Source organism: Janthinobacterium longum, from assembly GCF_051380735.1.
Lineage (GTDB): Bacteria > Pseudomonadota > Gammaproteobacteria > Burkholderiales > Burkholderiaceae_D > Janthinobacterium.
Genome location: NZ_JBNYXQ010000002.1, coordinates 81,765 through 101,568, shown reverse-complemented (window position 1 = coordinate 101,568; position 19,804 = coordinate 81,765). Strand labels below are relative to the sequence as shown.

The 19,804-nt window shown below is 62.0% G+C and carries 19 protein-coding genes; 7 read left to right on the top strand and 12 right to left on the bottom strand.

What is annotated here, in order from left to right:
* Window positions 1–85: 85 nt before the first annotated feature.
* The 5 genes from ACQ4WM_RS08690 (at window position 86) to ACQ4WM_RS08670 (ending at window position 6,439) form a co-directional block, all read left to right on the top strand.
* The gene (locus ACQ4WM_RS08690; RefSeq protein WP_436546310.1) at window positions 86–2,104 is read left to right on the top strand and encodes a DKNYY domain-containing protein; all 2,019 of its coding nucleotides are present in this window, start codon (window positions 86–88) and stop codon (window positions 2,102–2,104) included.
* A 123-nt stretch (window positions 2,105–2,227) separates the two neighbouring features.
* Complete coding sequence (locus ACQ4WM_RS08685) at window positions 2,228–3,079, top strand: AraC family transcriptional regulator (protein ID WP_436546666.1); 852 nt, start codon at window positions 2,228–2,230, stop codon at window positions 3,077–3,079.
* A gap of 403 nt (window positions 3,080–3,482) precedes the next feature.
* Window positions 3,483–5,561 carry a TonB-dependent siderophore receptor gene (locus ACQ4WM_RS08680; RefSeq protein WP_436546309.1) on the top strand — a complete coding sequence of 693 codons (2,079 nt, stop codon included), beginning with the start codon at window positions 3,483–3,485 and terminating at the stop codon, window positions 5,559–5,561.
* Between the two features lie 85 nt (window positions 5,562–5,646).
* Window positions 5,647–6,060 carry a hypothetical protein gene (locus ACQ4WM_RS08675; RefSeq protein ID WP_436546308.1) on the top strand — a complete coding sequence of 138 codons (414 nt, stop codon included), beginning with the start codon at window positions 5,647–5,649 and terminating at the stop codon, window positions 6,058–6,060.
* On the top strand, window positions 6,047–6,439 hold the full coding sequence (locus ACQ4WM_RS08670) for a hypothetical protein (protein ID WP_436546307.1): 393 nt from the start codon (window positions 6,047–6,049) through the stop codon (window positions 6,437–6,439). The genes ACQ4WM_RS08675 and ACQ4WM_RS08670 overlap by 14 nt, the downstream gene beginning before the upstream one ends.
* 297 nt (window positions 6,440–6,736) lie before the next feature.
* Here ACQ4WM_RS08670 and ACQ4WM_RS08665 read toward each other — a convergent pair whose 3' ends face one another.
* Window positions 6,737–6,865 carry a hypothetical protein gene (locus ACQ4WM_RS08665; protein ID WP_436546306.1) on the bottom strand — a complete coding sequence of 43 codons (129 nt, stop codon included), beginning with the start codon at window positions 6,863–6,865 and terminating at the stop codon, window positions 6,737–6,739.
* A 177-nt stretch (window positions 6,866–7,042) separates the two neighbouring features.
* Here ACQ4WM_RS08665 and ACQ4WM_RS08660 point away from each other — a divergent pair, with 177 nt between their 5' ends.
* Window positions 7,043–7,861, top strand: a complete 819-nt coding sequence (locus tag ACQ4WM_RS08660; protein ID WP_436546305.1) for a hypothetical protein — start codon at window positions 7,043–7,045, stop codon at window positions 7,859–7,861.
* 16 nt (window positions 7,862–7,877) lie between these two features.
* On the opposite strand, the gene ACQ4WM_RS08655 is transcribed toward ACQ4WM_RS08660, so the two are convergent.
* A complete protein-coding gene (locus ACQ4WM_RS08655) occupies window positions 7,878–9,149 on the bottom strand; it encodes a cytochrome-c peroxidase (protein ID WP_436546665.1) in 1,272 nt (423 codons plus the stop codon).
* Between the two features lie 193 nt (window positions 9,150–9,342).
* On the opposite strand from ACQ4WM_RS08655, the gene acpA reads away from it, so the two are divergent.
* Window positions 9,343–11,490, top strand: coding sequence for an acid phosphatase (gene acpA / locus ACQ4WM_RS08650; RefSeq protein ID WP_436546304.1), 2,148 nt, complete (start codon window positions 9,343–9,345; stop codon window positions 11,488–11,490).
* A 3-nt stretch (window positions 11,491–11,493) separates the two neighbouring features.
* Here the strand turns inward: acpA and ACQ4WM_RS08645 are convergent, their stop codons facing one another.
* The 10 genes from ACQ4WM_RS08645 to ACQ4WM_RS08600 are packed head-to-tail and all read right to left on the bottom strand — an operon-like array spanning window position 11,494 to window position 19,788.
* Window positions 11,494–11,793: a hypothetical protein gene (locus ACQ4WM_RS08645; RefSeq protein ID WP_436546303.1), complete on the bottom strand. Its 300-nt coding sequence runs from the start codon at window positions 11,791–11,793 to the stop codon at window positions 11,494–11,496.
* Window positions 11,794–11,811: 18 nt separating this feature from the next.
* Complete coding sequence (locus ACQ4WM_RS08640) at window positions 11,812–12,435, bottom strand: LytR C-terminal domain-containing protein (protein WP_436546302.1); 624 nt, start codon at window positions 12,433–12,435, stop codon at window positions 11,812–11,814.
* Window positions 12,436–12,446: 11 nt separating this feature from the next.
* Window positions 12,447–13,385: a type II secretion system F family protein gene (locus tag ACQ4WM_RS08635; RefSeq protein WP_436546301.1), complete on the bottom strand. Its 939-nt coding sequence runs from the start codon at window positions 13,383–13,385 to the stop codon at window positions 12,447–12,449.
* Window positions 13,386–13,399: 14 nt separating this feature from the next.
* On the bottom strand, window positions 13,400–14,377 hold the full coding sequence (locus ACQ4WM_RS08630; protein ID WP_436546300.1) for a type II secretion system F family protein: 978 nt from the start codon (window positions 14,375–14,377) through the stop codon (window positions 13,400–13,402).
* Between the two features lie 8 nt (window positions 14,378–14,385).
* Window positions 14,386–15,732 carry a TadA family conjugal transfer-associated ATPase gene (locus tag ACQ4WM_RS08625; RefSeq protein WP_436546299.1) on the bottom strand — a complete coding sequence of 449 codons (1,347 nt, stop codon included), beginning with the start codon at window positions 15,730–15,732 and terminating at the stop codon, window positions 14,386–14,388.
* 21 nt (window positions 15,733–15,753) lie between these two features.
* Window positions 15,754–16,923 (bottom strand): CpaE/TadZ family protein, encoded by a 1,170-nt coding sequence (locus ACQ4WM_RS08620; protein ID WP_436546664.1) that lies wholly within the window; start codon window positions 16,921–16,923, stop codon window positions 15,754–15,756.
* A 29-nt stretch (window positions 16,924–16,952) separates the two neighbouring features.
* Window positions 16,953–17,564, bottom strand: a complete 612-nt coding sequence (locus ACQ4WM_RS08615) for a TadE/TadG family type IV pilus assembly protein (protein WP_436546298.1) — start codon at window positions 17,562–17,564, stop codon at window positions 16,953–16,955.
* Window positions 17,554–18,042 (bottom strand): TadE/TadG family type IV pilus assembly protein, encoded by a 489-nt coding sequence (locus ACQ4WM_RS08610; protein WP_436546297.1) that lies wholly within the window; start codon window positions 18,040–18,042, stop codon window positions 17,554–17,556. The genes ACQ4WM_RS08615 and ACQ4WM_RS08610 overlap by 11 nt, the downstream gene beginning before the upstream one ends.
* The gene (locus ACQ4WM_RS08605; RefSeq protein ID WP_436546296.1) at window positions 18,039–19,448 is read right to left on the bottom strand and encodes a pilus assembly protein TadG-related protein; all 1,410 of its coding nucleotides are present in this window, start codon (window positions 19,446–19,448) and stop codon (window positions 18,039–18,041) included. Before ACQ4WM_RS08605 ends, ACQ4WM_RS08610 begins: the two co-directional genes overlap by 4 nt.
* A gap of 28 nt (window positions 19,449–19,476) precedes the next feature.
* The gene (locus ACQ4WM_RS08600; RefSeq protein ID WP_436546295.1) at window positions 19,477–19,788 is read right to left on the bottom strand and encodes a hypothetical protein; all 312 of its coding nucleotides are present in this window, start codon (window positions 19,786–19,788) and stop codon (window positions 19,477–19,479) included.
* Window positions 19,789–19,804: the final 16 nt, after the last annotated feature.

Below are 19,804 nucleotides of genomic sequence, written 5' to 3'. Positions count from 1 at the left end.
GCGATAATCGGACCATTGCACCTGCAGGGTGCGGCTTTTCTTGCAAAAAGTTTATGCTGCCAACTTATTATCCTGGAATGCAACGATGACGACGCCAGATGCAGATATTACGCAGTGGGAGCCACTTGACCTCGAATGGCACGGGGATTTCGCGTTTATGGACGGGGCGTTACTGGGGGACGAGAGCGCACGCGATATATACATCATGCTCGAGCCTGCAGGAAAGCAGCCTTTTGAAATCGCTCAAGAGGCAAGTGCCAGGCATTTTCCGCCGTCGCCATTGTGCGTTGGGCAAATAGTCTGGCGCCATCGAACCCATGCGGGTTTGTTGCGCGATAGTCAGCGTGATTACTACCTGCTGCCGCAATACCTGGCGCGATATGGCTACCATGCGGTGCAGGCGTTGCCGTTTCGTTTCAACGGCACGCTGGAAAAACTGGGCTACCGTTACTGGCGTGATCAGTCCGGCGCCTATTGGTTTGATGATTATTCGGTGACCGTGATGGTGGATGTAAAGCATCACGATCTTGCTTTGCTCGGGCCGGCGCCAGATTTTGTATCAGCCGATTGCGCGCTGTTCAGCGATGGCGTGAATGTCTTTCTGTATGGAAAAGTGATCGCGCGTGCGCATGACCAGATCCGTTATACCAATCACCCGGCTTACCGGGTGATCAACGGGCAAGTCTACAGAGGATACAAGCGACTGCACCAGAAGGACGGCACACCTTTGCCGATCGCCAATCCGGACGGCTTTCAGATGCTTGCGCGGCGCTGGGGGACGGATGGAGAGTCGATTATCGTGCAAGCACAGCAGGGATCAAGCATTGCATACGAATACTTTTACCGCATTGACAATGCCGATCTGGACACATTCACCGTACTCAACGAACGTTATGCCAGGGATAAGCAACGGGCACACTATTTGACGGGAAAGTCCATTCGCTATACAGGCGATTTCCATTTGCTCAAATGCCGGCAACCGCAATTTGATGAGGCCGGCCGGGTGGTGTCTGCGAGCGAATATCAGCACGAGTATATTGCCGTGGATGATCAGTTTGTTTACGCAGCAGGAACGCGTGTGCGTGGCGCTCACGGCCCCAGCTTTCAACACCTAGGATTCGACTATTACCGCGATCACCAGCGCGCTTACTATCGCAACAAACCGCTGCATGTGGACGTAGACAGTTTCGTCGTGGCGCAGCTATACCATGCAGAACGCGATTACTCGCCGATACTGGTGGGCGACCGAAATGGACCGCTGGGCAGCGACGGTGTACTCGACGAGGCCATGCGGCTGGAATGGGCGCCATTTTTCGAGGCGCATCCGCACCTGACGGATTACTGGTGGCACCGCTTGCAGGCACAGGAAGAGGCGCAGGCGGCGCCACCGGAAGAAATCTCGATGCGACATGACATCGGTCTTGGCTTCGAACTGGGCCGGCAGGTGTACTTTCATGGAAGGCCTATCATCGGATTGGATGCGGCCAGTTTCAAGTTAGTGGGTGAACATCTGTGCGGCGATGTCAATGGCTTGTATCTGATCCCTTATCATCGCCCTGACAGTGCCGTGCCTGAACGATTTTCTACCGAGTCTGTGGAACATTTCAACGCATTCGATTCGACCTACCTCAGTGATGGCAAAACAGTATATTGCCACCGGGTTTTCTATCACTGTCCCGAGCCCATTTCCAAGGCTGACATTGCCACCTTCGTAAGCTGCGGATATGGCTGGGCCAAGGATAGCCGAGCCGTTTACTACCTGGGGCAGGCAAAAAAATACCTCGATCCCGAAAATACACAGATACTCGGCACTTATGCGTTCAGTTCCACGTTGATACTGTCCAATGGCAAGCCACTGGATGTCAAGTTCAGCCCGGAAGAAGTCTCGGTGCCGCATCCTCATTTTCTGCAACTGGGCACGCGTAAATTGTTTTATGGCCGAAAAGCGCTGAGCGCGAAGCGCATAGACTTGGCCACGTTGGAGTTTCTCGGTGATTTCCATGCGCGCGACAAGCAACGGTTCTACCGCCACGACGGCCTTTGCGGACTGAGTGAGGTGAGCGAAGAGGACTACCTGCTGTGCTCAGATACACTCAGTGCCTAATGTCTTTTCGCAGGTGCAGTCAGGCCATGGCCACCGTCTAATCGCTGGACGTGCTTGAGCAAGTTGATCATAATATTTGCAATCAGGCCACGGCCTCATCTTCCCTCCGAGGCGCTGCACATCATGTCGAGTATTGCCATCACCGATCTAATTGTGTCCAGGGACGTCGACAGCGTCTCGCGCGCCGTTGTGGCATTGAGTGCCACATCGGTCAGCAAGGAGTGGGAAAATGCGCGGCATCAGCACCGCAAGGCGCAGCTGATTTACTCCGCGCGCGGCATCCTCAACTGCGAAATCGAAGACGGCGTCTGGATCGTGCCGCCCCAGTGCGCCATCTGGATACCGGGAGACTTGCCCCACTCGGCACGGGGGGCGGGCGACACGGAATGCTATTGCCTGTTCGTCGAGCCCGACGCCGCGCCGGACCTGCCGAAAACCTGTTGCACGATTTCGGTATCGCCATTGCTGCGCGAGTTGCTGCTGAAGGCGGCCAGTATTCCTCAGTTGTACACGCTGGGAGGGCGGGAAGACCGGTTAATTGCCGCATTGCTCGATGAATTGGTGGCGGCGCCAGTGGAAGACCTGCATCTGCCCATGCCGCGCGATCCCCGATTGCGCCGCCTCGCGGAAATGATGCTGGCCGACCCCACGGATAAAACCGCGAAGGCCGATTGGGCTACCCGGATAGGCATGAGCGAACGCAGCATGAGCCGTCTTCTGCTGCACGAAATTGGCATGAGCTTCGGGCGCTGGCGCCGGCAGCTGCATGTGATCCTTGCGCTTCAACGCCTGACCAAGGGCGACAGCGTGCAAACGGTGGCGTTGGAGCTGGGGTATGAAAACGCCAGTGGCTTTGTCACCATGTTCCGCAAGGCGGTGGGCAAGCCTCCGGCACGCTACCTCTCGGATCGCACCAGCGGCGCAGAGCTTGCTCCGGTGCCCGGCATCATGCTCACCGACAGCATCCCAATCTGACTGCATCAGGCGGTCCTGCCCCGGGGCCATCGCCTGCCGCCTGTCGCATTGCCAAATCAGGTCAAAAGATTACGCAATACGGCCAGCATGCCGGGAATCATCACGCTTGGCCTAAACGAATAACAATCTGGCCTGGCTTCACTATTGCCCCCTCTTGTCTCTGTTGTTAAATATGGCATCTAAATGCAAATGAGTCTTGTTTATGCCTATTTACACACATGCTGGAAAGTCACGTTGGCCTATCACTACGGGCACAGGACCCGTCTTCTATCCTCACCTGCCCCGCACCGTGCTTAGCTCGGCAGTTGCGGCGGCAGTTCTCATCAGTGCGCAGGGTGCATTCGCCGCGGAGTCAGGGCAGATACAAACCAGGGCAGCGGGGACGACTGAAGAGGAGATAGCTTTGCCAGCCATCACCGTCACGGGCCGCATGGATACAGCGACCACCGAAGGTACAGGCTCCTACACCACGGGCCAGACGGCGGCGGCGACGCGCCTGCCGCTGTCGCTGCAGGAAACACCACAGGCGGTGACGGTGATCACGCGCCAGCGCATGGATGACCAGCAATTGAATTCGGTGCAAGGCGTGCTGGAGAACACTACCGGCATCACGTCGTACCAGTCTGACAGCGAACGGACGAGTTTTTACTCGCGTGGTTTCCTGATCAACAACGTTCAGTACGATGGCATCCCCACCGTCGTTGGCAATATCGTCAACGGGAGCGGCATCGGTTCTCTCGATACCGCTTTCTATGATCGTGTCGAGGTCGTGCGCGGCGGCTCCGGCTTGCTGACCGGCACCGGCAATCCCTCGGCCGCCATCAACCTGGTGCGCAAACGCCCGACCCGTGAATTCTCGGCAGCTGCGTCCCTTGGTGTCGGAAGTTGGGACACCAAGCGGGGCACGGGCGACATCTCGACGCCGCTGACCGAGGACGGCCGCATCCGCGCACGCATGGTGGGGACGTACCAGGACGGACACTCGTATATCGACGGCTACAAGCCGAAAAGAAAGTCGTTCTACGGCATCATCGAGGCAGACCTGACACCAGACACGACGGTGAGCCTGGGCTATGACTACCAGGACATCACGCCGAAGGGCGCCACTTGGGGCGGTTTGCCGCTATGGTTCAGCGACGGTACGCAGGCGCAGTATCCACGCTCCAGCAACTACGCGCAGGACTGGAGCCATTGGGACACTACCCTCAAGACGGCGTTTGCCGAAATCGAACACCGATTCGACAACGGCTGGAAGCTGCGCGGCGTCGCCAACCAGTACCGCACGCAATACGATGCCGAACTGCTCGGCCTGGTCGGCCGCCCCGATCGCGCCACGGGACTGGGTTCCTTTCCCTTCGGAGCCTTTCCGGTAGCGCTGGCGGCCGAAGGTCGCAGCCGCCAGAACACCGTCGATGTGATGGCAAGCGGCCCCTTCCAGCTGCTGGGTCGTCAGCATGACCTGGTGGTGGGGGCAACCAGTTCGCGCCGCACGGCCAGCCAGGACGATATCGCACCGTTCTTTGCAGGCTTTGCGCCGGTCAATATCCATGACCTGAGCCCGGCCTTTCCCCGCCCCAACTTCGATGCCATGGCGTCGATACCGACCCACACTCAAGTCAAGCAGAGCGGCGTCTACGGCGCAGCCCGGTTTTCGCTGGCTGACCCTCTGAAACTCATCGTTGGCGGCCGTTTCAGCAATGTTGAAATCGACGACAACGTCAGTGGCACGTCGTTGCACTACAAAAAAAGCGGTGAATTCACGCCATATGCCGGCCTGATCTACGACATCGACAAGACCTATTCGGCCTACGCCAGCTACACGGGCATCTTCAATCCGCAAACCGACTATCGCGACAGCAGGGGCAACGTGCTCACGCCGTCGAAGGGAAACACCACGGAACTCGGCCTCAAAGGCGCTTACCTGGACGGGCGCCTGAATGCGTCGCTGGCCTTGTTCGAGACCAGGTTGGACAATGCGGCACAGATGATCGCCGGAACTACTACGCCAGGCGGCGCCCAAGCCTATATAGGTGCAGATGGGACGAAATCGCGCGGGGTCGAGCTCGATGTGCAGGGCGAGCTGGCGCGCGGCTGGAACCTCTATGCAGGTGTCGCCCACTTCACGGCGCACGATGGCATGGGCGTTCGCTTCAATTCGCAGCTACCGCGCTCCACCGCCCAGCTTTCCACCACCTGGCAGTTGCCCGGAGACTGGAGCAAGTTGACGCTCGGCGCAGGCGTCAATTGGCAAAGCCGCTTCTACCAGGCGCCCAACACTGGCACCAGTTCGCTGGGTGGCGAACAGGGTTCTTATGCCCTGGCATCACTGATGGGGCGTTACTTCATCAACAACAAGACCAGCGTGGCCGTCAACGTCAACAACCTGTTCGACAGGAATTACGCGCTGCAGAAGGGTGATTTCGACACCGTGAGTTACGGCGCACCACGCAACGTGATGGTGACACTGAACTACAAGTATTGATTTGCCCGCAGAAATACATCCATTGATTATCGAGAAAGTTACTATGCCCCTTCAGCCCTCCCCTAGCCCCGCACAGGACACGGCCATGAACAGCCCCGGCAAGGTCGCCATGTACTGGCTGACGACAGCCGCCGGCGCCGTGCTTTTTGTAACCTTCCAGCTGTTCTTCTACGTAAACGACTTTGTGAGAGCGCACGGAACGGCACCGGCGATCACGTTTGATCCCGACATATTGTGGATGTTCTCCGCATACTATGGCTGCTGGATCGTCACGGTGCTGCTCGCCTTGACCGGCACCCGTACGACTCAGTGGCTGGTCCTGGTCCTCGGCAGCCTGCTGGTCGTCCTCAATACCCTCGGAGGGATTGCCGACGGCTTGCGCGACGGCTGGCATATTATCTTCTCGGCAGTATTCTTCATCACCTTACCCGGCGTGTTCTCCATCGCGGCCACCTGGCGTCGCATCAAAAGCAAAGGCAACAACCATGTCTATCAATAGTTCCAACTTTCCCCTGGTCTGGATGAATCTTGCGCAAGAACCGGGGCATGATCACCAGAAGGACTTCGACGAATTCGATGCCAATTTGCAGCGCGGAGAGCCTTTTGTACTCTTGACCGATACCGTACCTGCCGAAGACCATGAGCACTCGCCGGAAGAAAAAAAACGCACTGCGCTCTGGATGAAAAAGCACAAGATTGCATTGCGAAAGCTGGTGCTGGCAATGATCATGATCGAACCCAACGCGGCCAAACGGCTTGGTTTCAAGGCGTTTGCGGTGGTTTTTGCCAAGTTCTGGGGCTACCCTCTGCTGCTTGCCACTTCACGCGAGCAGGCAATCGAGATGGCAACAGAGCTGCTGCCCAAAGCTGGAAAGTGAATCGCTGCGGCTATTCAAGCCGCGCGTCTTCCACGGAGTATGGCGATGTATCAACTCTGCCTTGTACTGGCCGTTGATGCAAGGAGAAAAAATCAAGCGCGTGGTCGTGACGGAGGTATATCCGTTTTAAATCGCCGTTGACAACGTGGCAACTGCGATTCTATCGTGCTTGAAAATGACCTTGCATCAACTTCGCGTATTGGCCACACGGCAGACTTGTTCCTGAATGCCATGAGCGAAAAAAGTCCGGCTTAGCTACAGGCAGGCTGCAAACAGTCGCGCCGGACGCGAAACTCTTTATTTCAGCTTCTCTTGCCGATATTGTTTGACGAGAAATAGCGCCATCGCTGCAGAAGCAAGCAGCACGACAACGCTCGCTGCATCGACGTCCACATTGACGCGGACATCCACTTTAACGTCCTTCATTTTGGCTCCTTTTCAATTTTCATGATGACAATACGCCTGGAAAATGATAAACCAAAGAAGGGCAAAGTACGTCGATGGCGAGTCGCTACCGTGCGTCAGCCCACCGCTGCGCCTGGCGTTCGAAAGCGCTGTTAAGCTGCGCTGTCAAGCTGTTATCTTCCACTCTGGAGTATTGCCATGTCGATCTCGATCAAATCATCTCCACCGAGCAGCCCGGCACATATTCCTGTGCAGGAAAACTTACGGCCAGGAAATTCAGTTACTTCTTCGCCAGGCAATACCGGTTTCAGCACTGCCGAAACCGTCTCGATATCGAACTCGGCACGGGCACTTTACAGCCTCGGCAATGCTGGCGAGCAGCCCGCATCGGCATCCGGCAACGAGGCGAAGGCGGCGTACGCAAAAGGACAGCGCGATATTTATGATTTCGGGCAGCTGATTGGGGAAGGCAACTACAACAAGCAAGACCTGCTGCCAAAGACCGATGACCCTGATCGCCTGGCCCTGGGCCAGCAGTCGCTCGATTATGCGATTGGCCTGTCGCGGCAGCCCCCCAAACATGCTCCGAATCCGTTTGAGGGCCTGGCGCGCAACAGCCTGAGCGCCGTGGTCTACGATGACACGGGCGCCTATACCGAAGCCGAGCGCTATGCCGCGTATGGGGAATTGCAGCGGCAGGACGAAACCTATTTTTCCAGCCTGTACGCCAAAATCACGAATGGCGGCGACAACCGTCAGATATTCAAGGGCATCCTCGACTATTTCGATGACCTGCCTGTGGTGGAAAAATCGGCCTACCCCGATGGCTTCAGGGACAGTATCGGCGGCCTTTACCGGGAACAGCTGGAACAATGGGGACCGCTGGCGCTGATCAGGCAAGTTGCCGAGCCCGACTTCGAGAAGCGCCTGGACAGCGCTGACAAGCCGGGGCAATCTGCGGATAAAACCTTGCAGGCGGTGCTGGAAAAAGTCATCGCGCTGTCCAGCGCAAAATAAAAGGCCATGTCACAGCTCAGGCGCCGTGATTTTTCACCTGCTGCTGCGGCACCTTGTAGCCATCGGTCAGGGTCTTCAGGAACACGATCACATCGGCAATTTCCTGTTCATTCAAGGCCGGCGCCTGGCCACGCTGGCGGTCGAATGGCGCCTCGACATTGACGTTAGCCTCCAGCCCCGGTGGCAGGTCGTCGTACTTGTGCACGCTGCCATCGGGGTTCTTCGGATACCACTTTTGCGGCGCCGTATCGCGCTGCACATAGAAGCGCAGCACCTGCTCCAGGCTGTTGAAGCTGCCGTTGTGGAAAAAGCTCTTGCGCAGCGCCACATTGCGCAAGGTAGGCGTCTTGAAGCTGCCGCAGTATTGCTTGTGGTCCTGCAAGTCCTTGCGGTCGGGGCCACACAAGCCCATGTCGAAATAACTTGGGTCGGCGTTGACGGGCAGCTTGTTGTTGCGCGGCACGCCGATATTGATCAGGCCGTAGTCGGTAAATTGCGGAAAGGCGCCGCCAGCGGTGATCTGGCTGATATGGCAGGAGGCGCAATTGCCCTTGGTTTCGTCATTGAACAGGGCCAGGCCGCGCAGCTCCCGCGGGCTCAACTCGACCTGCTTGCGCAGGAAAGCGTCGTACTTGCTGGTGTAGGGATAAAAATCGGCCGGGCTTTCCTGGAACACTTCCAGCGACATCAGGGCCCAGCGCAAGGCCTGTTCGGGCTGCTCGAATATCTTGTCGCCATAGATCTTGCGAAACTGCGCCGCCAACGGGCCGTGCTGCAATTTTTCCACCACGGCGGCGGGATCAGCGTTGCCCATCTCGTGTTTTGACAGCAGCGGCGTCAATGCCTGTTCATGACCCGACTGGGCGCGACCATCCCAGTTGCGCCCGCCCGTCGGCCCTGCATCGATGCTGTCGTCGCCATCGTCGTCATGGTAGTGCTCGGTGAAGGCCGGGGCATTTTGCAGATAGCGCAGCGACGGCGCGGCGCGCGTGCCCATGTCTTTCAGCTGCGGGCCACCTAGCTGCACCGCCAGCGCATTCGGCGGGCCATATGCATGGTCGGGGCTGTGGCAGCTGGCGCACGACAGCTTGCCCGATACCGACAGGCCAGGCTCGAAAAACATGGCGCGGCCGATGGCCGTCATGTCGGCCACCGAAGGCTGATGCCGGGCCGGTGCATAGGCTGCGTTCAGATAAGCTGGTGTGGCGGCTGGGGTGGGCGGGGTGGGCGGAGCGACCTGCTGCGGCTGGCAGGCGGCCAGCAACAGCAAAAACGGCGTGAACTTCATCATGGCGGCAATCGAGCATCTGTGAACATGGTCGGGCAGCGTAGCAACGCCATATGACCGCTGCGTGACAAACCGGGCACAAACAGGGCGCGAACATTACCGCATGTATCGCATGTAACGGAACATGGACATGTCACGCAGCGGACATATTGCCTGCCTAGCATCCCAGCTTTTCCACCCATAAGGCATGAGCATGAAACCGCACGCAAGACCTGTATTACGCCCGCTCCGATTACGCCCCCTCCCCGTATTCCTGTCGCTTGCCCTGGGCGCCGGCCTGGTGGCCTGTGGCAGCAATTACGCCCTGGCGCCTACTACCAAAGGCCAGGTAATCGGCAGCTACTATGAAAACGCCCAGGTCTGCCTGGAAAGCAGCACCGCCAAGCTGACCTGCGCCAGCGATACGGCGCCGGTGCGCACTGCCGCTGACGGCAGCTTCACGGTGATGGGCGAAGGCGCCGTGCTGGCCATCGTCGACACGGACGCAGTCCGCCACGACGCGCTCGGCGACGCAGGCAGCAAGGTCACGCAAAAACTGCTGTTGCGCGCACCGGCCGGCCATGCGGCTTTTGTCAGCGCGCTGTCGACCGAACTGGCGCAGGTGATGGATGGCAATGGCGGTGACTTTGCCGGCGCCAGCAGCAAGCTGGCCGCGCGCATCGGCGTGTCCGAAGCGGCTCTGGCATCGGACTTCAACAAGGCCAGCGGCGACGACCTGGCGAAACTGAAAGCGGAAAATACCAGCGTCACGGCGGTGATCGCCGGCGCCAGCGCGCAGGCGGCGCCGGCCGATGCACTGGCCGCCCTGAACAGCGGCCTGGCACTGAACAATATCCAGACCATCGTCGTGATCTACGCGGAAAACCGCGGCTTCGACAATCTATACGGCCTGTTCCCGGGCGCCAATGGCGTACCCGGCGTCAACCCGACTTCAACGTCCAGCTATGTGCCGCAAAAGGATATCGACGGCAGCATCTTGCCGGTGCTGCCGCCGACCTGGGGCGGCATGACAGCCGCCGGCCAGAGCACGGTGGTGACGCAGGCGCAATCGGCCAACCTGCCCAACAAACCGTTCCAGATCGACGATGCCAACAGCCCGATCAGCCTGCCGCAATCGGTGGTCACGCGCGACCTGGTGCACCGCTACTACAACAACCAGATGCAGATCAACGGCGGCGCCAACGACAAGTTCGCAGCCTATTCCGATGCCGGCGGCCTGTCCATGGGTTACTACGACGGCAGCAAGATGAAGCTGTGGGATATCGCAAAACAATATGCGCTGGCCGACAACCTGTTTATCGGCGCCTTCGGCGGCTCGTTCCTGACGCACCAGTATCTGATCTGCGCCTGCGCACCGACCTATCCGAACGCCGACACGTCGGTAGCCAAGGGATCGATCTCGAAGATCGATGTCGACGCCAAGGGCAACTTCGTGCGCCTGACGCCGGCAGCGACGTCACCGGCCACGGTATTGAATGGTGCGCCCGTGTACGCCAACGACGGCACGCTGACACCTGCCGACAGCACGGGCATGTTCTACGCCGTCAACACCATGCAGCCGGCCTTCCAGCCGAGCAGCAATGCGCCGGCCAGCAATGACAGCAGCAAGCTGTATGCCGACACCAGCAAGGCCAATACCTTGCCGCCACAGACGCAGACGAATATCGGCGACCTGCTCTCTGGCAAGAACATCGACTGGGCCTGGTATGCGGGCGCCTGGAAAGACACCACGGCGCTGGCCACGGCCAGTGCGCGCGGCAGCAGTTTCCCCAACCCGCCGAACTTCCAGTTCCACCACCAGCCGTTCAATTACTTTGCCAGCATGGACCCGGTCAAGGCGCCAGCCTACCGCGCCGCGCACCTGCGCGACTTCGACAGCCAGTTCATGACCGATGCGGCGGCCGGCAAGCTGCCGCCCGTCACCTTCTACAAGCCGCAGGGCAATCTGAACCAGCATGCCGGCTACGCCAGCGTGGCCGATGGCGACGCACATATCGCCAGCGTCATCGCACAACTGAAACAGAGCCCGCAGTGGAAGAACATGCTGGTGATCGTCACCTACGATGAAAACGGCGGCTTCTATGACCACGCCGCGCCGCCAAAAGGCGATCGCTGGGGCCCGGGCACGCGCGTGCCGGCGATTCTGGTGTCGCCGTACGTGAAGAAAGGGCTGGTCGACCATACGCAGTACGACTCGGCCTCGATCCTGCGCGCCATCACGCACCGCTTCTCGCTGCCGGTACTCGATGGTTTGAGCACGCGCGACAAGGCACTGGTGGCCAATGGCGGCAAGCCGATGGGCGACTTCAGCGCAGCGCTGGCGCTGGTGCCGCAGGAGTAATCGTCAGTCCTTGCGGCTGTCGAGCCAGTCCTGGCCGCCAGCCGCGAGGGCGGTCGCGATCACTTGCTCGGGCAGGCTGTAGACGGTGGCCCAGCTGGCGCGGCCGTCTGCCGTGTTGGCCGGAAAGCTGTGCGTTTCAATCGGCCAGTGATATTTGCGCTTCAGGGCCTTGACGATGGCGGCCAGCGAGACGCGGCCCTGCAGCGGTTCGGCGCCGGCCTGGTCGCGGTTCGACAGCAGCACGGCCAGGACCTGGCCACGGCCCGTGCGCAGGCCGGGATAGGCGGGAGTTTTTTTTGCCATCCCCCATTTTTGCACAGATCAACCAAGCCGCGCCAGCGCCTGGCGCGCCAGTTGCAACTGCAGCAGATAATAACGATGCAGCATGGCCGGATCAAAGTCGCGCCCCAGTATCAGGCGCAGTTCGCTGTTTGGGCAATCGGCAGGCACCACGTCGATGGCCGGACCTAGCTGGCGCGCCATTTGTCGCGCCGCCTGCGCCTGCGCCGGGCGATACTGGAGGCGCGTGCGCGCCACCTGGAACGAGGGCGCATTGCCGATACGCGTAACCCGCACAGCACTGCCAACCAGGCTACGCGCCAGGGTGCCCGCCATGCCGGGCCGGCCATTGCCGTTCAGGATTTCAAGACGCACCTGCTGCAGCTGTGGCAGCGCTGCCGCTGCCGGCACGCGCCGTAAAAACGCCATGCCGTCACTTTGGGTGATTTCAATACGGTCCATGCCGGCAGGCTCTGGCGCGCGCACGGTAGCGATGACTGGATGCGGAGCCAGTGTAGCCACGGGCGGCAAACGCGGCAGAGTCGGCAGGCAGGATTTTTCCAGCATCGCCAGCGATGCCGGCAAGGGACCGGCGACAGGGCTGGCGCAGGCGCCCAGCATCAGGCAGGCACTGGCCACGGCCAGGCGAGATAGCGGAGATGACATGGAAGGTCCTTTCATCGGTTGGCCATGGCCGGCACCAGCACGCGGTAGACTTCGATGACGGCAGGGCCCATCAGCACCAGCATCAGGGTGGGAAACACGCAGAAGATCAGCGGGAACAGCAGCTTCAAGGCGATTTTTGCGGCCGCCTCTTCGGCCAGCAGGCTGCGCTTGCCGCGCAGATTGTCGGAATGCACACGCAGCGAATCGCCCATGCTGGTGCCGAAGCGCTCGGACTGTATCAGCATCGCCACCAGCACATCGACATCCTCCACGCCACTGCGCAGGGCCAGGTTGCGCAGCGCTTTTTCCTTGCTGAAGCCGGCGCGCATTTCCATCAGCACCAGTTGCAGTTCCTGCGCCAGCACCACGCTCTTGATATGGATTTCACCGGACACTTTCACCAGCGCGCGTTCCAGGCTCAGGCCCGCTTCGACGCAGACGGTCAGCAAGTCGAGCGCGTCGGGGATGTTCTCGAAGATGTCGCGCTGGCGCCGCCTGGCCGTGCTGGCCAGGATCAGGTTCGGCAGGTAATAGCCGGCGGTGGCGCTGATGCACAGGAAAAACAATAAAACGCTGCGCATGCCGGCCGCCATGCTGCTGGCCGCATACAGACCCAGCAAGGCGGGAAACAACAGGGCCAGCACCGACTTGGCGGCAAAATACAGGGCCGGCGCGCTGGCCTGGCGCCAGCCGGCATTCATGAAGCGGGTGCGCAGCGGCGAGCGCTCCCAGCCTTCCTCGGGCAGCGACAACTTCGAGAACGGCCTGGCCACACGCGCCACCCGTTCCACCCAGCCATGCTCCAGCGCCACTACACTGGCCACCGGCACGGTGGCGCCGAACAGGCGCCGGCGCAAGCTGCCGGGAAAGAAAATCAGCGAGGCCGCCACCGCCAGGCCCGCCACCACGGCAAATACGATCAACAAAAAAAGCACTTGCTGGCCAGTCATGCTGTTCTCCCGGTTCAGATTCTGATACGGATTACCTTGCGCATCCACACCACGCCCAGCACCACCATGCCGGCCGCATACCACAACAGGCGGATGCCGACCGGGTCTAGCCACAACAGGCTGATGTATTGCGGGTTGACCACCGACATCACGACTATCATCACCACCGGCATCAGGCCCAGCACCCAGGCCGACATGCGCCCTTCTGCCGACAGCACCCGCACCTGTCCCAGCAGTTTCAAACGGGCGCGGATAATGCGCGCAATGCTCACCAGCACTTCTGCCAGGTTGCCGCCCGATTCGCGCTGCACCAGTACGGCGATCACCAGGTAGCGCAAGTCCGTCAGCGGAATGCGCAAGGCCAGGTTCTGCAGCGCTTCATTCATCGGCACGCCGTAATTGATCTCTTCATGGGCCAGCTTGAATTCGCCGCTGATCGGTTCATTCAATTCGTCGCCCACCATTTGCAGCACGTTTGAAAACGAGTGGCCGGCACGCAGCGCACGGGCCAGGAAATCGGCCGCTTCCGGCAACTGCGCCTCGATCTTCTGCAGCCGCGCCGTGCGCGCGCGCAGCAGGAACAACAGCGGCCCGCCAGCGGCCAGCGCCAGCAGCAGCAACACGCCCGGCAAGGGCATCGGCCAAGCCGCCAGCACCAGCAGTGCGGCCAGCAGCACGCCACCGGCAATGGCCAGGAATTGCGCCACCGACCACGATAGGCCTGTCTGCAGCAGCAAGCGGTCAAGCGCCGCGCATTGCGGTATCTTGCGCAGCCAGCGCTCCAGGCCAGGTGCGCGCGCGTAGCGGCGCTGCTTGAGGATGGAGACCCGTTCGCTGCCCGCCTCGCCTCGCTCGGCCATCAGGTGCAGGCGCCGGCTGATGCGCCGCGCAGCGCTGCCATGCGTGCCCGACCACCACAGCCAGACGCCTTCCACCATCAGGATGCAGGCGGCGAACAAGACGATGGCAAAACCATAGAACACCTGGTCCATGATGGCTCCTATTCGTAGATGCGGTCGGGGTCAAACACGCTGTCAGGGACCGGCGCGCCGAACATGCGCAAGCGCTCCGTGAAGCGCGGCCGCACGCCGGTGGCGCAGAAGTGGCCCAGCACGCGGCCATTGGCATCCACGCCGGTCTGCTCGAAGCGGAAGATTTCATGCATGGCGATGACCTCGCCTTCCATGCCCGTCACTTCCTGCAGGCTGACCAGCTTGCGCGCTCCGTCGGTCAGGCGCGACACCTGCATCACTACCGTCACGGCTGCACAGATCTGCTGGCGCGTGGCGCGTGGTGTCAGGTTCACATTGGCCATGCCGACCATGTTTTCCAGCCGCGCCAGCGCGTCGCGCGCGGTGTTCGAGTGGATCGTTGCCAGCGAGCCTTCATGGCCGGTGTTCATCGCCTGCAGCATGTCGAGCGCCTCGGCGCCGCGCACCTCGCCCAGGATGATGCGGTCGGGCCGCATGCGCAGCGCGTTGCGTACCAGCGCGCGCTGGCTCACTTCGCCCTTGCCCTCGATATTCGGCGGGCGCGTTTCCAGGCGCACCACGTGCGGCTGGCGCAGCGCCAGTTCGGCCGCGTCCTCGATGGTGACGATGCGCTCGCTGCCGGGAATAAAGCCGGACAGCACATTGAGCAGGGTCGTCTTGCCGCTGCCGGTGCCGCCAGAGATCAGGATATTGATCTTGGACTGGCCCAGCGCCTGCAGTACCTGCACCATCGGCGGCGTCAGGCTTTTATAGTCAAGCAGGTTGGCGATGGTCAAAGGCTGCACCGCGAAGCGGCGGATCGACAGGATGGGGCCATCGACCGCCAGCGGCGGAATAATGGCGTTGACCCTGGAGCCGTCGGGCAGGCGCGCATCGACCATCGGACTCGATTCGTCGACCCGGCGACCAACCCGCGAGACGATCTTTTCAATGATCTTCATCAGATGGGCATTGTCATGAAACGTGATGTCGGTCAACTCCAGGCGCCCGCCACGCTCGACATACACCTTGTTGCAGGTATTGACCAGGATATCGGATACGCCGGGGTCGGCCAGCAGCGGCTCCAGCGGGCCAAAGCCCAGCATCTCGTGCTGGATATCGAGCACCAGGCTGTGTCGTTCGTGCTGGTTCAGCACGATGCGTTCCTCCTCGATCACGCGCTGCACCAGCAGCGCCAGCTCGTGCTTGAACTGCTCGGCCGTCAGGCGCTTCAGGCGCTCCAGGTCGATACGGTCGAGTATTGTCTGGTGCATGGTTTTTTTCAGCTGCTGGTAGGCGTGCAGCGCCAGCGCGCCAGGTCCATGGATGGCCGGACGCGGTGCTTCGTTGGCCGCCAGGCGTTCGCGTAGTGTCATCTCGTCTCCCTTGAAGGTCGGTCAGGTATCGCTGCGGCTGAACAGGCGGTCGAACAGGCCGCGGCTTTCCGTCACCCGGCGCCTGGTTACCTGTTCCACCAGGTCGGCCAGGCTGCGCGCCACCGCGCTGGTGCGCGACAGCTGCAGCAGCGGTATGCCCTGGTTGACCGAGTCGGTGGCCGCCAGATAATCGTTCGGCACCGTGTGCATCACGGAAGCCCCCAGCGCCTGCTCCAGGTCGGCCAGGCGCAAGCGGCCGCCTTTTTCGTAGCGGTTGACGATCAGCCGCAGCCGTTCGCCCGGATAGCCGAGCGAACGGAAGATGTCGAGCAGGCGGCGCCCGTCGCGGATGTCCGGCAGCGCCAGTTGCAGCACCGGGTAGATGGCGTCGGCGCTGTCGAGCGCGCGCAGCGACAGCGCATCGATCTGGCGCCCCACGTCGAGCACGATGTAGTCGTAGTGCTGGCGCGCCACGGCCAGGATGCGGTCCATGTGCTCGGGCTGCATGTCGACCTTGTGCGCCGGATCGTCGGCCGCCGCCAGTACGCCGAAGTCCGGCGTCACATGCACCAGGCAGGAGGCCAGGAAGGCGCCGTCCATACGCGAGATCTGGGCGCAGATATCGGACAAGGTCATGGCCGGCTTCTGGTCCGATACATACAGGGTGGCGTCGCCGAACTGGCCGTGCAGGTCGATCAGCAGCACCTTGCAGCCGGCCAGCGCGGCCAGCGCGTAGGCAAAATTGGTCGACAAGAAGGTGGCGCCGCTGCCGCCCTTGCAGGAGATAAAGGCCAGCACCTTGCCGTCGCGCATATGCGTCACGCCGGCCTGGATATCGACCCGGTCCATCGCCTCGTGGAAGGCCTTGTGCACCAGGGGCAACTGCAGCACTTCACGCATGCCGGCCCGCATCGCACGGATCAGCACATCCTGCTGCTGGCCGCGCGTAAGCAGCATCAGCACGGCCGCCGGATACTGGCGTGCCAGCCGTTCGAGCAGGTCGGCCTCGTCGGCGTCGATGCCGCTGGCGTCGACGATCACCAGTTCGGGTGCCTCGGCCAGCATGCGCTCGACAGCGTCGCGCAAGCCGCTGCGGCGCTCCAGAATGCGCAGCACCGGCATGCGCGCAGCACCCTGGGCGGCGATTTCATCGTGCAGCTGGACGTCACGGCTGATCATCAAGGCTCTCATCATGCTTCCTCAGGCTAACGGTATGGCGGTCAATTGCAAAAGGCAGGGTTGTCCTGGTAGCCGAGCGACTCGGCCACCGCCAGCGTGACGCCGCTGGGCAGGCGCACCGCCTGCGCGCCCGAGGGAAACAGCATCTCCAGCAGCGGCAGGATCGGGCGGTAGGGCACCCGCTCGCAACTGCCGCCTGCAGCAGGTACGCACAGCTGCGCCCGCACGAAGCGGATGCAACTGGCGCCGTGCGGATCGTCCAGGCAGTTGATGCGGTTGCGTTGCGGACAAGCCGGCATCACGCCCACCGGCAGCGCCGCCGGCACGCCACCACCGGACGACTGCGACAGGTAATCGATGCGTACATAGGCGTCGCTGATGGCGCCGCCCAGCGGCAAGCGGCCGGGTGCCGAGCGCAAAATGGCCAGCTCGCGCACCGCCTGCACCGCGCTGGCATTGCTGAAGTCGGTGACGGCGGCGGCGCGCGCGGCGCGCCGGGTAATTTCCGGCACCAGGTTCCACAGGTAGACGGCGCGCGCCACTTCCAGCAGCGCAAACAGGAAAATGAAAAACAACGTCGCCAGCATGGCGAATTCGACGGCAAACACGCCGCCTTGGCGCCGCTGGCGGGCATAGACGGGCTCAATTCGCATAGCGCAGCACCGCATTGGCATTCAATGAAATCGGCGCCAGCTCCGGCAGCCAGCGCATGGTCAGGTCGGGCAGGAAAGCGATCGGCAGCTCGGCGACAAATTTCACGCTCACCTGCAGCGGCCGCGTAACATACGAGCCGCAGGGATACTCGCCGCTGGCATACACGCATTCGATGCGGATACGGTTGGCATTGAGCACCGGCCCCGTCTCGGCCAGCGCCTGCTGCACCAGCTGCCTGGCAAACGCGGCGGCCTGGTTGGCGGTGTCATCATTAGTCATCTGCTGCAGCGGCAAGGTGGCCATGTAGCGCGCCGCGTCCTGTGCACTTTTCTGCACCACCGTGTATATGAACAGGGCGCGTCCAAACAACAGCACGATAGGCAACAGGCCCATGAAAAACAGCATGATCAGCGCCAGTTCGATCGCCGCCACGCCCTGCTGTCGTGCCTCGGCGCGGCGATGGCAAGCGCGCCTCATTGCAGCAGCTCCGCCGGGCCAGCCAACGACAGCTCGTCTGCCATGCCGGCAAATTCGCCGCTCAAGGCACTGCTGGTGGCGGGCGCTGTCATGAAGAAGCGGCCGATGCCCAGCACGTTGGCCAGCACGTCGCTGCCGGCCGGCACAGGGCAGGCCAGCAAGGCGATATGCAGCACGCGGCGCTGCGCCACGCCCGCGTTGCCGACGGGCGCCGTCAGGAAGGCGGGCAACGCATACGGCGTACCGCTGGCGGGATAAAAGCTGTTGCTGGCAGGCGCCGTGGGCAAGCCCGGATACAGGCTGGCCCAGGCGCTGTTGGGAAAGGCCGTGTAGTCGCCGGCCGGCTTGGGATCGGCATATTGCACCGCCTTGGCAAACGACCATAGCGGCCCATAGCTGGCGCGCGCAATGCTGGCCGGCATGCCGGCAGCCGGCGGTGGCAGGTCGGCCACCGTCAGCAGGGGCGTGCCACTGCTGGCCAGCGCATTCGGGCCGGACGGTACGTTCATCCACCAGTTCGACAAGGCGTTCGGAAAGGTGCGGATATTCGTATCGGGCGGCGCCGTCACGGGGTTGCAGCGGTTGGCGCCATATTGGTTGAAGCGTGCATTGAAGGCCGGCCACAGCGCGGTAGGAAACGGCCGGTGCACGTGCATGGGCGTGGTACCAATTGCCGTGTGCAGCACGCTGCCGCTGCAAATAAACGGCTCAACGCTGGCGTCGCTCAATTGCGCCGAGCTGCCGATGGCGCCCGGCAGGCCGAGCGGATTGAGCAAAAAATGCTCGGGCGGCGCCCCATGCGGATTGAGCTTGAACAGGTTGTAGGCCACGCCGCGCCGAAAACCGAATTCCAGCGCTTCGCGGCGCTCGGGCGGGCCCGGATTGGTGCGCAAGGATGCCGGCGCCGCCGACAGCGCGCAGATCGCCAGCGGCGTGATGCGCAGACTGCTGCGCCCCGCCACCGCGCGTGCGCTGGTGTCGAGCGTACGCAGGGCCGGCGACCAGGCGCTCAGGAAAGCGGTCGCCACCTGCCCCAGCGCTGGCTGGTTGTCGCGCGTGTCGACCCGCACGAACAGTGCCCTGGCCGGATCGGCTACGGCGCCGGCGGCATGCCAGGCGCCGGCCGGCGCGTCGGCCGCGCTGGCAAAGCGGATGCTGTCGTCGGAAAGCAGCGCGCCCTGCAGGCGGCGCCGGTACGGGCTTTGGCCGGCCGCGCTGGCTTTTGCCCTGGTGACGGCATTGGCCAGCCCAGTGGCGGTGCCCACCAGTTCGGGCGCGGCCGCCAGCGCCGCATTGTCGGCCAGGTTCTGCAATTCGGTCTTGCGGCCGATGACCTGGCCGACGTCAAGCGCCAGGCCGATAAACCCCAGCACCACGATCAGCATGATGGAGAACATGATCAGCATCGCCCCCCGCTGATGCTGAAGCTGGCGTCTATTTTCCACCGCCGCCTCCCAGCATGAAAGACACCGGCTGCGCCACCTGCCCGTTCGGTTCGGCAAACGAGGCGCGGTAGCGTTCCATCGCGGCGCGCGCGCTGGCGCCGTCCAGGCCGTTTACCGGCGCGGTATTGCCTGCGGCTCCCGGGTCCAGCACCTGCTGCGCCATGGCCAGGCGCGTCGCCTCGCCGAAGCGCGCGTCGAAGCGCGGCGTGCTGCCGCTGCTGCAGCCGGCCAGTTGCAGCAGCGGCGCCAACAGTGCCAACCGCGCCAGCAGACGTATCAAGGTGGGTGAAATTGATCGCATGGCATGGCTCCCTGGC

Bases quoted from the DNA above. Each gene is read 5' to 3' on its own strand.
- ACQ4WM_RS08635 (WP_436546301.1), bottom strand. From the start codon at position 13,385: ATGACTGGCCAGCAAGTGCTTTTTTTGTTGATCGTATTTGCCGTGGTG.
- ACQ4WM_RS08600 (WP_436546295.1), bottom strand. From the start codon at position 19,788: ATGCGATCAATTTCACCCACCTTGATACGTCTGCTGGCGCGGTTGGCA.
- ACQ4WM_RS08655 (WP_436546665.1), bottom strand. From the start codon at position 9,149: ATGAAGTTCACGCCGTTTTTGCTGTTGCTGGCCGCCTGCCAGCCGCAG.
- ACQ4WM_RS08605 (WP_436546296.1), bottom strand. From the start codon at position 19,448: ATGCTGATCATGTTCTCCATCATGCTGATCGTGGTGCTGGGGTTTATC.
- ACQ4WM_RS08690 (WP_436546310.1), top strand. From the start codon at position 86: ATGACGACGCCAGATGCAGATATTACGCAGTGGGAGCCACTTGACCTC.
- ACQ4WM_RS08615 (WP_436546298.1), bottom strand. From the start codon at position 17,564: ATGCGAATTGAGCCCGTCTATGCCCGCCAGCGGCGCCAAGGCGGCGTG.
- ACQ4WM_RS08645 (WP_436546303.1), bottom strand. From the start codon at position 11,793: ATGGCAAAAAAAACTCCCGCCTATCCCGGCCTGCGCACGGGCCGTGGC.
- ACQ4WM_RS08640 (WP_436546302.1), bottom strand. From the start codon at position 12,435: ATGTCATCTCCGCTATCTCGCCTGGCCGTGGCCAGTGCCTGCCTGATG.
- ACQ4WM_RS08685 (WP_436546666.1), top strand. From the start codon at position 2,228: ATGTCGAGTATTGCCATCACCGATCTAATTGTGTCCAGGGACGTCGAC.
- ACQ4WM_RS08620 (WP_436546664.1), bottom strand. From the start codon at position 16,923: ATGAGAGCCTTGATGATCAGCCGTGACGTCCAGCTGCACGATGAAATC.
- ACQ4WM_RS08630 (WP_436546300.1), bottom strand. From the start codon at position 14,377: ATGGACCAGGTGTTCTATGGTTTTGCCATCGTCTTGTTCGCCGCCTGC.
- ACQ4WM_RS08660 (WP_436546305.1), top strand. From the start codon at position 7,043: ATGTCGATCTCGATCAAATCATCTCCACCGAGCAGCCCGGCACATATT.
- ACQ4WM_RS08610 (WP_436546297.1), bottom strand. From the start codon at position 18,042: ATGAGGCGCGCTTGCCATCGCCGCGCCGAGGCACGACAGCAGGGCGTG.
- ACQ4WM_RS08675 (WP_436546308.1), top strand. From the start codon at position 5,647: ATGAACAGCCCCGGCAAGGTCGCCATGTACTGGCTGACGACAGCCGCC.
- ACQ4WM_RS08670 (WP_436546307.1), top strand. From the start codon at position 6,047: ATGTCTATCAATAGTTCCAACTTTCCCCTGGTCTGGATGAATCTTGCG.
- ACQ4WM_RS08625 (WP_436546299.1), bottom strand. From the start codon at position 15,732: ATGACACTACGCGAACGCCTGGCGGCCAACGAAGCACCGCGTCCGGCC.
- acpA (WP_436546304.1), top strand. From the start codon at position 9,343: ATGAAACCGCACGCAAGACCTGTATTACGCCCGCTCCGATTACGCCCC.
- ACQ4WM_RS08665 (WP_436546306.1), bottom strand. From the start codon at position 6,865: ATGAAGGACGTTAAAGTGGATGTCCGCGTCAATGTGGACGTCGATGCA.